Raw genomic sequence first — 7,844 nt, 5'->3', positions numbered from 1 at the left:
GCGGTATCGTTCGCGTTCAAGATGCACTGGAAATCGTTGGTCTGCGTGACACCACTACCACCACCTGCACCGGTGTTGAGATGTTCCGCAAGCTGCTCGACGAAGGTCGTGCTGGCGAGAACTGCGGCGTTCTGCTGCGTGGTACCAAGCGTGACGACGTTGAGCGTGGTCAGGTTCTGGTTAAGCCAGGTTCGGTTAAGCCGCACACCAAGTTCACCGCAGAAGTTTACGTTCTGAGCAAGGAAGAAGGCGGTCGTCACACTCCGTTCTTCAAAGGCTACCGTCCACAGTTCTACTTCCGTACTACTGACGTGACTGGTAACTGCGAGCTGCCAGAAGGCGTTGAAATGGTAATGCCAGGTGACAACATTCAGATGACTGTTACCCTGATCAAAACCATCGCGATGGAAGACGGTCTGCGTTTCGCTATCCGTGAAGGCGGTCGTACCGTCGGCGCTGGCGTCGTAGCCAAAATCATCGAGTAATTCTCTTTTATAGAGTCTGCTTGATGAAGTGAAAAAGCCCCCGCTCAGCGGGGGCTTTTTTATTGGGTTGACACCTATCTGGGGCGTCTATAGAATTGCGCCTCCTTTTAACGGGCGTATTGCGCCCGGTGGGAATAGCAGCCGGAGTCTGAAATCCAATGCAAAATCAGCAAATCCGTATCAGGTTGAAGGCTTTCGACCATCGCCTGATCGACCAATCAACCCAGGAAATCGTGGAAACCGCGAAACGTACTGGTGCTCAAGTGCGTGGTCCAATTCCACTGCCTACCCGTAAAGAGCGGTTCACCGTTCTGGTTTCCCCGCACGTCAACAAAGACGCGCGTGACCAGTACGAAATCCGCACTCATAAGCGCGTTCTGGACATCGTCCAGCCAACGGATAAAACCGTTGATGCTCTTATGAAGCTTGATCTTGCGGCCGGTGTGGAAGTGCAGATCAGCCTCGGCTAAGACTCGGTCTTGGTCGTGTAACGCTCTGAAATGGGCGGCCATAGCGGGTGAAAGCCCCGTACACTCATGAGGTTTACAACATGACTATTGGTGTAGTCGGTCGTAAATGCGGTATGACCCGTATTTTCACCGAAGAAGGTGTCTCCATTCCGGTCACGGTCATTGAGATCGAGCCGAATCGCGTCACCCAGTTCAAAACTGAAGAGACCGATGGCTATCGTGCAGTGCAAGTCACTGTCGGCGAGCGTCGTGCTTCGCGTGTAACAGCAGCTCAAGCTGGTCACTTCGCTAAAGCGAACGTTGCCGCTGGTCGCACCACCATGGAATTCCGTCTTGAAGAAGGCGAGTACCAGGCTGGCGATCTGATCAACGCTGAAATCTTCGCCGCTGGTCAACTGGTTGATGTAACCGGTCAGTCCAAGGGTAAAGGCTTCCAGGGTACGATCAAGCGTTGGAATTTCCGCGGGCAAGATAACACCCACGGTAACTCCGTATCCCACCGCGTCCCAGGCTCTATCGGCCAGTGCCAGACTCCTGGTCGTGTATTCAAGGGCAAAAAAATGTCCGGTCATATGGGCGCTGAGCGCGTGACCGTGCAGTCCCTGGAAGTAGTGCGCGTGGACGCTGAACGCAATCTGTTGTTGGTCAAGGGCGCTGTTCCTGGCGCTACTGGCGGCAACCTGGTTGTACGTCCAGCAGCCAAGGCTCGCGGTTAAGGGGAAGCTGACATGCAATTAAATGTAAATGACGCTCAAGCGATCGAAGTTTCCGAACTGACATTTGGCGGCGAGTTCAACGAGACGCTGGTTCACCAAGCAGTCGTGGCCTACATGGCTGGCGGCCGTCAAGGTAGCAAGCAGCAAAAGACCCGTTCCGACGTTCGTGGTGGCGGCAAGCGCCCATGGCGTCAGAAAGGTACTGGCCGTGCTCGTGCCGGTACTATCCGTAGCCCAATCTGGCGTGGCGGCGGTACCACTTTCGCAGCTCGTCCACAGGATCACTCCCAGAAGCTGAACAAGAAGATGTATCGCGCAGCAATGCGTTCCATCCTTGCTGAGCTGGTGCGTACTGATCGTCTGGTCGTGGTTCAGGATTTCGCTGTTGAAACTCCGAAAACCAAAGATCTGCTGGGCAAGCTGAACAACATGAGTTTGACCGATGTTCTCATCGTGTCGGACGCTGTTGATCAGAACCTGTACCTGGCTGCTCGTAACCTGCCACACGTAGATGTACGTGACGTGCAAGGTTCCGATCCAGTTAGTCTGATCGCATACGACAAGGTGTTGATCACCGTGTCGGCCGTGAAGAAATTCGAGGAGCTGCTGGGATGAACCAGGAACGCGTATTTAAAGTTCTGCTTGGCCCGCACGTTTCCGAGAAGGCTACGGTTCTGGCAGACAAGAAAGGCCAGTTCGTTTTCAAGGTTGCTACTGATGCAACCAAGCTGGAAATCAAGAAGGCCGTCGAAAGCCTGTTCAGCGTGAAAGTAGAGCGCGTCACTACCCTGAACGTTCTGGGTAAGAGCAAGCGCACTGCTCGCGGTCTGGGCAAGCGTAATGACTGGAAGAAGGCAGTTATCTCCCTTCAGCCAGGCCAAGATCTCGATTTCAGCAGCAGTGCTGAGTAAGGAAGGGGTGCATCATGGCAATCGTTAAATGCAAACCGACTTCCCCTGGCCGCCGTTTTGTGGTCAAGGTGGTCAACCAGGAGCTGCATAAAGGCGCTCCTCACGCACCGCTGCTCGAGAAAAAATCGAAGACTGGTGGTCGTAACAACAATGGCCGTATTACCACTCGTCACATCGGTGGTGGTCATAAGCAGCATTACCGTATGGTCGATTTCCGTCGCAACGACAAAGATGGCATCGTCGCCACTGTCGAGCGTATCGAATACGATCCAAACCGTACTGCTCACATCGCACTGCTCTGCTACGCAGACGGCGAGCGTCGCTACATCATCGCCCCTAAAGGCGTGAGTGCTGGCGACCAGCTGATCGCAGGCGCTCTGGCTCCAATCAAGCCAGGCAACGCTCTGCAACTGCGCAACATTCCAGTCGGTTCTACCGTACACGGCATCGAACTGAAGCCAGGTAAAGGCGCACAGATCGCTCGCTCCGCTGGTGCTTCGGCTCAGCTGATCGCTCGTGAAGGCGTGTACGTTACCCTGCGTCTGCGTTCCGGTGAAATGCGTAAAGTCCTGGCTGAATGCCGTGCGACCCTGGGCGAAGTCTCGAACTCCGAGCACAGCCTGCGTTCGCTGGGTAAAGCTGGTGCCAAACGCTGGCGTGGCGTTCGCCCAACCGTTCGTGGTGTTGCCATGAACCCGGTTGACCACCCACATGGTGGTGGTGAAGGTCGTACCTCTGGTGGTCGTCATCCGGTATCGCCATGGGGCTTCCCGACTAAGGGCGCGAAGACTCGTGGTAATAAGCGTACCGACAAAATGATCGTCCGTCGTCGCAAGTAAATAGAGGGATACGACAGTGCCACGTTCTCTGAAAAAAGGTCCTTTTATTGATCTTCACCTACTGAAGAAGATCGAAGTGGCGGCGGAAAAGAACGATCGCAAACCAATTAAGACTTGGTCGCGTCGTTCGATGATCCTGCCACAAATGGTCGGTCTGACCATCGCAGTACACAACGGCCGTCAGCACGTCCCAGTTCTCGTGAACGAAGACATGGTTGGCCATAAACTGGGCGAGTTCGCCGGTACCCGCACTTATCGTGGGCACGTGGCTGACAAGAAAGCCAAGCGTTAAGGGGTAAGGAAATGGAAGTAGCCGCTAAGTTGTCGGGCGCTCGAATCTCCGCCCAGAAAGCCCGCTTGGTCGCCGACCAGATCCGCGGGAAGAAGGTGGGCGAAGCGCTCAACCTGTTGGCTTTCAGCAGTAAGAAAGCCGCCGAGATCATGAAGAAAGTGCTGGAGTCGGCCGTAGCCAACGCCGAGCATAACGAAGGCGCAGACGTTGATGACCTGAAGGTCAGCACTGTTTTCGTCAACGAAGGGCGTTCGCTGAAGCGCATCATGCCACGTGCCAAAGGCCGTGCTGATCGCATCGTCAAGCGGTCTTGCCATATCACTGTCAAGGTTGCTGACAAGTAACGGAGTCGAAGAGATGGGTCAGAAAGTACATCCCATTGGCATTCGCCTGGGAATCGTCAAGGAGCACACCTCCGTCTGGTACGCAGACGGTCGGACTTATGCGGACTACTTGTTCGCAGATCTGAAAGTGCGTGAGTATCTCCAAGACAAACTAAAAAGCGCGTCCGTAAGCCGTATCGATATCCATCGTCCGGCCCAAACTGCACGCATCACCATCCACACCGCTCGTCCAGGTATCGTTATCGGGAAGAAAGGTGAAGATGTTGAGAAACTGCGTCAGGACCTGACCAAGCAAATGGGTGTGCCTGTGCACATCAATATCGAAGAGATCCGCAAGCCGGAGCTCGACGGTATGCTGGTTGCGCAGAGCGTAGCTCAGCAGCTGGAGCGTCGTGTAATGTTCCGTCGCGCTATGAAGCGCGCAGTACAGAACGCCATGCGCATTGGTGCCAAAGGCATCAAAATCCAAGTGAGCGGTCGTCTCGGCGGTGCTGAAATCGCACGTACTGAATGGTATCGCGAAGGTCGTGTGCCACTGCACACCCTGCGTGCCGACATCGACTATGCCAACTACGAAGCTCACACCACCTACGGTGTGATCGGTGTAAAGGTTTGGATCTTCAAAGGCGAAGTAATTGGTGGTCGCCAAGAAGAGCTGAAACCACAAGCACCAGCGCCTCGTAAAAAAGCTGCTAAGTAAGGGGTACGCCAAATGTTGCAACCAAAGCGTACGAAGTTCCGCAAGCAGATGACCGGCCACAACCGTGGTCTGGCACTGCGCGGTAGCAAAGTCAGCTTCGGCGAGTTCGCGCTGAAGTCTGTTGCTCGTGGTCGTCTCACCGCTCGTCAGATCGAGTCAGCGCGTCGTGCTCTGACCCGTCACGTAAAACGTGGTGGCAAGATCTGGATCCGTGTATTCCCGGACAAGCCGATCTCCAAGAAACCTCTCGAGGTTCGTATGGGTAAAGGTAAGGGTAACGTGGAGTACTGGGTTGCCCAGATTCAGCCAGGCAAAGTCCTGTATGAAATCGAGGGTGTTTCTGAAGAGCTGGCGCGTGAGGCTTTCGCCCTGGCTGCTGCAAAGCTGCCGCTCGCCACCTCCTTTGTTAAACGGACGGTGATGTGATGAAAGCGAATGAACTTCGTGAAAAATCCGCACAGCAGCTGAACGAGCAACTGCTCGGCTTGCTGCGCGACCAGTTCAATCTGCGTATGCAGAAAGCAACTGGCCAGTTGGGGCAGTCTCATCTGCTCTCGCAAGTTAAGCGTGACATCGCTCGCGTGAAGACTGTGCTCAACCAGCAGGCAGGTAAGTGATCATGGCTGAAGCCGAAAAAACTGTCCGTACGCTGACTGGCCGTGTTGTCAGCGACAAGATGGACAAAACCATCACCGTTCTGATCGAGCGTCGCGTTAAGCACCCGATCTACGGTAAATACGTTAAGCGTTCGACTAAGCTGCACGCGCACGACGAAACCAATCAGTGCCACATCGGCGACAAAGTCACTATTCGTGAAACTCGTCCGATGGCCAAGACCAAGTCTTGGGCGCTGGTTGATGTTCTCGAACGCGCTGTGGAAGTCTAAGGGCTAGGGGTCGGAGAAATTATATGATTCAGACTCAATCCATGCTCGATGTGGCCGATAACAGCGGCGCTCGCCGCGTTATGTGCATCAAGGTGCTGGGTGGCTCCCATCGTCGTTACGCTGGTATCGGTGACATCATCAAAGTTACCGTCAAGGAAGCAATTCCTCGCGGTAAAGTGAAAAAAGGCCAAGTGATGACTGCTGTTGTAGTCCGCACTCGTCACGGCGTACGTCGTGCTGATGGCTCCATTATCCGCTTTGATGGCAACGCTGCTGTTCTTCTGAACAACAAGCAAGAGCCGATCGGCACCCGTATCTTTGGGCCAGTGACCCGTGAACTTCGTACTGAGAAGTTCATGAAGATCGTCTCGCTCGCCCCAGAAGTGCTGTAAGGAGATCCGACATGCAAAAGATTCGTCGTGACGACGAGATCATCGTGATCGCCGGCAAAGACAAAGGTAAGCGCGGTAAGGTGCTGAAGGTTCTTGCTGACAACCGTCTGGTTGTTGGTGGTCTGAACCTGGTCAAGCGTCATACCAAGCCTAACCCGATGTCGGGCGTACAGGGCGGTATCGTCGAGAAAGAAGCGCCACTGCACGCTTCCAACGTCGCCATCTTCAACGGCGAAACCAACAAGGCTGACCGCGTTGGTTTCAAAGTAGAAGACGGTAAGAAAATTCGTGTCTTCAAGTCGACCCAAAAAGCGGTTGATGCTTGAACACTGCTAGGTAGAAGACCATGGCACGACTAAAAGAGATTTACCGGAAGGAAATCGCTCCGAAACTTAAGGAAGAGCTTAAGCTTTCGAACGTGATGGAAGTTCCGCGCGTTACCAAAATCACCCTGAACATGGGTCTGGGCGAAGCGATCGGCGACAAAAAAGTCATCGAGCACGCTGTTGCTGACCTGGAAAAGATCACCGGCCAAAAAGTCGTTGTGACCTACGCTCGTAAATCCATCGCTGGCTTTAAAGTCCGTGAAGGATGGCCGATCGGCGTCAAAGTGACTCTGCGCCGTGAGCGTATGTACGAGTTCCTGGATCGTCTGCTGTCGATCTCCCTGCCTCGGGTTCGCGACTTCCGCGGCCTGAATGCCAAGTCCTTCGATGGTCGTGGCAACTACAGCATGGGCGTGAAAGAGCAGATCATTTTCCCGGAAATCGACTACGACAAGATCGATGCTCTCCGCGGTCTGGACATTACCCTGACCACCACTGCCAAGAACGATGATGAAGGCCGCGCTCTGCTGCGTGCTTTCAAATTCCCGTTCCGCAACTGATTGGAGTAGGAAAATGGCCAAGAAGAGCATGAAAAACCGTGAGCTGAAGCGTCAGCTCACTGTTGCCAAGTACGCCACCAAGCGTGCAGCGCTGAAAGCTATCATCGTTGATCTGAACGCAAGTCCAGAAGCGCGTTGGGAAGCTACCGTAGCTCTGCAGAAGCAACCACGTGACGCAAGCGCTTCGCGCATGCGTAACCGTTGCCGCCTGACTGGTCGTCCGCACGGCGTTTACCGCAAGTTCGGCCTGGGCCGTAACAAACTGCGTGAAGCGGCAATGCGTGGTGACGTTCCAGGTCTGGTTAAAGCCAGCTGGTAATCGCTGTCAAAGCCTTGATGGTCGGGTTCGCAAGAACCTGACCATCGGTGGCCTTGAATCTGAATCAAGCCCCTTTTGGGGCTTGATTCATTTCTGGGGTGTGTCTAGAATGACCGGCTCGCCTGAGCCCGTGTTTTTCATGCCCGGAGTTTCTCGGCGACATGTAGTAGCCGCAAGGCTAATTTTTCTGTATTAGGAGCGTCTAGCCCATGAGTATGCAGGACCCGTTAGCGGACATGCTAACTCGAATCCGTAATGCCCAGATGGCTGAAAAGTCTGTCGTAAGCATGCCGTCTTCCACGTTGAAGGTGGCTGTAGCAAAAGTCCTGAAGGACGAAGGTTACATCGCGGATTTTCAGATCACCACCGACGCTAAGCCGTCGTTGTCCATCTCGCTGAAATACTTCGAAGGCCGTCCGGTCATCGAGGAAGTGAAGCGCGTTAGTCGTCCAGGCCTGCGTCAGTACAAGTCCGTTGAAGATCTGCCGAAAGTTCGTGGCGGTCTTGGCGTGTCTATCGTCTCCACCAACAAAGGTGTGATGACGGATCGTGCTGCGCGCGCTGCCGGTGTCGGCGGCGAAGTTCTTTGCACTGTGTTCTAAGG

The 7,844-nt window shown here is 54.3% G+C and carries 17 protein-coding genes; all 17 read left to right on the top strand.

All coding sequences use genetic code 11. The features are described 5' to 3' along the window. Window positions 1-485: EF-Tu C-terminal domain-related protein (locus QRN61_RS13835; protein ID WP_285374014.1), on the top strand; the 485-nt coding region annotated here is incomplete at its 5' end. Window positions 486-643: 158 nt separating this feature from the next. Further along, complete coding sequence (gene rpsJ / locus QRN61_RS13830) at window positions 644-955, top strand: 30S ribosomal protein S10 (protein WP_003186070.1); 312 nt, start codon at window positions 644-646, stop codon at window positions 953-955. An 80-nt stretch (window positions 956-1,035) separates the two neighbouring features. Beyond that, the gene (gene rplC / locus QRN61_RS13825) at window positions 1,036-1,671 is read left to right on the top strand and encodes a 50S ribosomal protein L3 (protein ID WP_003228738.1); all 636 of its coding nucleotides are present in this window, start codon (window positions 1,036-1,038) and stop codon (window positions 1,669-1,671) included. A 12-nt stretch (window positions 1,672-1,683) separates the two neighbouring features. Next, entirely contained in the window at window positions 1,684-2,286 is a 603-nt protein-coding gene (rplD, locus tag QRN61_RS13820) for a 50S ribosomal protein L4 (RefSeq protein ID WP_003228735.1), read from the top strand. Then, window positions 2,283-2,582: a 50S ribosomal protein L23 gene (gene rplW, locus QRN61_RS13815; protein ID WP_002555488.1), complete on the top strand. Its 300-nt coding sequence runs from the start codon at window positions 2,283-2,285 to the stop codon at window positions 2,580-2,582. The genes rplD and rplW overlap by 4 nt, the downstream gene beginning before the upstream one ends. 14 nt (window positions 2,583-2,596) lie before the next feature. Then, a complete protein-coding gene (rplB, locus tag QRN61_RS13810) occupies window positions 2,597-3,421 on the top strand; it encodes a 50S ribosomal protein L2 (RefSeq protein ID WP_003228734.1) in 825 nt (274 codons plus the stop codon). A 16-nt stretch (window positions 3,422-3,437) separates the two neighbouring features. Further along, complete coding sequence (rpsS, locus tag QRN61_RS13805; RefSeq protein ID WP_003228731.1) at window positions 3,438-3,713, top strand: 30S ribosomal protein S19; 276 nt, start codon at window positions 3,438-3,440, stop codon at window positions 3,711-3,713. 11 nt (window positions 3,714-3,724) lie between these two features. Next, complete coding sequence (rplV, locus tag QRN61_RS13800) at window positions 3,725-4,057, top strand: 50S ribosomal protein L22 (protein ID WP_003103908.1); 333 nt, start codon at window positions 3,725-3,727, stop codon at window positions 4,055-4,057. Between the two features lie 13 nt (window positions 4,058-4,070). Continuing rightward, entirely contained in the window at window positions 4,071-4,757 is a 687-nt protein-coding gene (gene rpsC / locus QRN61_RS13795; RefSeq protein ID WP_003176422.1) for a 30S ribosomal protein S3, read from the top strand. A 12-nt stretch (window positions 4,758-4,769) separates the two neighbouring features. After that, window positions 4,770-5,183 (top strand): 50S ribosomal protein L16, encoded by a 414-nt coding sequence (gene rplP, locus QRN61_RS13790; RefSeq protein WP_003228729.1) that lies wholly within the window; start codon window positions 4,770-4,772, stop codon window positions 5,181-5,183. Further along, window positions 5,183-5,374, top strand: coding sequence for a 50S ribosomal protein L29 (gene rpmC, locus QRN61_RS13785; protein WP_002555481.1), 192 nt, complete (start codon window positions 5,183-5,185; stop codon window positions 5,372-5,374). Before rplP ends, rpmC begins: the two co-directional genes overlap by 1 nt. A 2-nt stretch (window positions 5,375-5,376) precedes the next feature. Beyond that, window positions 5,377-5,643 (top strand): 30S ribosomal protein S17, encoded by a 267-nt coding sequence (rpsQ, locus tag QRN61_RS13780; protein ID WP_003194644.1) that lies wholly within the window; start codon window positions 5,377-5,379, stop codon window positions 5,641-5,643. A 23-nt stretch (window positions 5,644-5,666) separates the two neighbouring features. After that, entirely contained in the window at window positions 5,667-6,035 is a 369-nt protein-coding gene (rplN, locus tag QRN61_RS13775) for a 50S ribosomal protein L14 (RefSeq protein WP_002555479.1), read from the top strand. Between the two features lie 11 nt (window positions 6,036-6,046). Next, entirely contained in the window at window positions 6,047-6,361 is a 315-nt protein-coding gene (gene rplX / locus QRN61_RS13770; RefSeq protein ID WP_003186046.1) for a 50S ribosomal protein L24, read from the top strand. 20 nt (window positions 6,362-6,381) lie between these two features. After that, window positions 6,382-6,921: a 50S ribosomal protein L5 gene (gene rplE, locus QRN61_RS13765; protein ID WP_003210069.1), complete on the top strand. Its 540-nt coding sequence runs from the start codon at window positions 6,382-6,384 to the stop codon at window positions 6,919-6,921. Between the two features lie 13 nt (window positions 6,922-6,934). Continuing rightward, the gene (rpsN, locus tag QRN61_RS13760; RefSeq protein WP_003228726.1) at window positions 6,935-7,240 is read left to right on the top strand and encodes a 30S ribosomal protein S14; all 306 of its coding nucleotides are present in this window, start codon (window positions 6,935-6,937) and stop codon (window positions 7,238-7,240) included. Between the two features lie 209 nt (window positions 7,241-7,449). Further along, on the top strand, window positions 7,450-7,842 hold the full coding sequence (gene rpsH / locus QRN61_RS13755) for a 30S ribosomal protein S8 (RefSeq protein WP_007966178.1): 393 nt from the start codon (window positions 7,450-7,452) through the stop codon (window positions 7,840-7,842). Window positions 7,843-7,844: the final 2 nt, after the last annotated feature.

The organism is Pseudomonas sp. lyk4-TYG-107, from assembly GCF_030209055.1.
GTDB classification, from domain to species: Bacteria; Pseudomonadota; Gammaproteobacteria; order Pseudomonadales; family Pseudomonadaceae; genus Aquipseudomonas; species Aquipseudomonas putida_A.
This window is presented reverse-complemented; position numbering and strand designations above follow the sequence as displayed.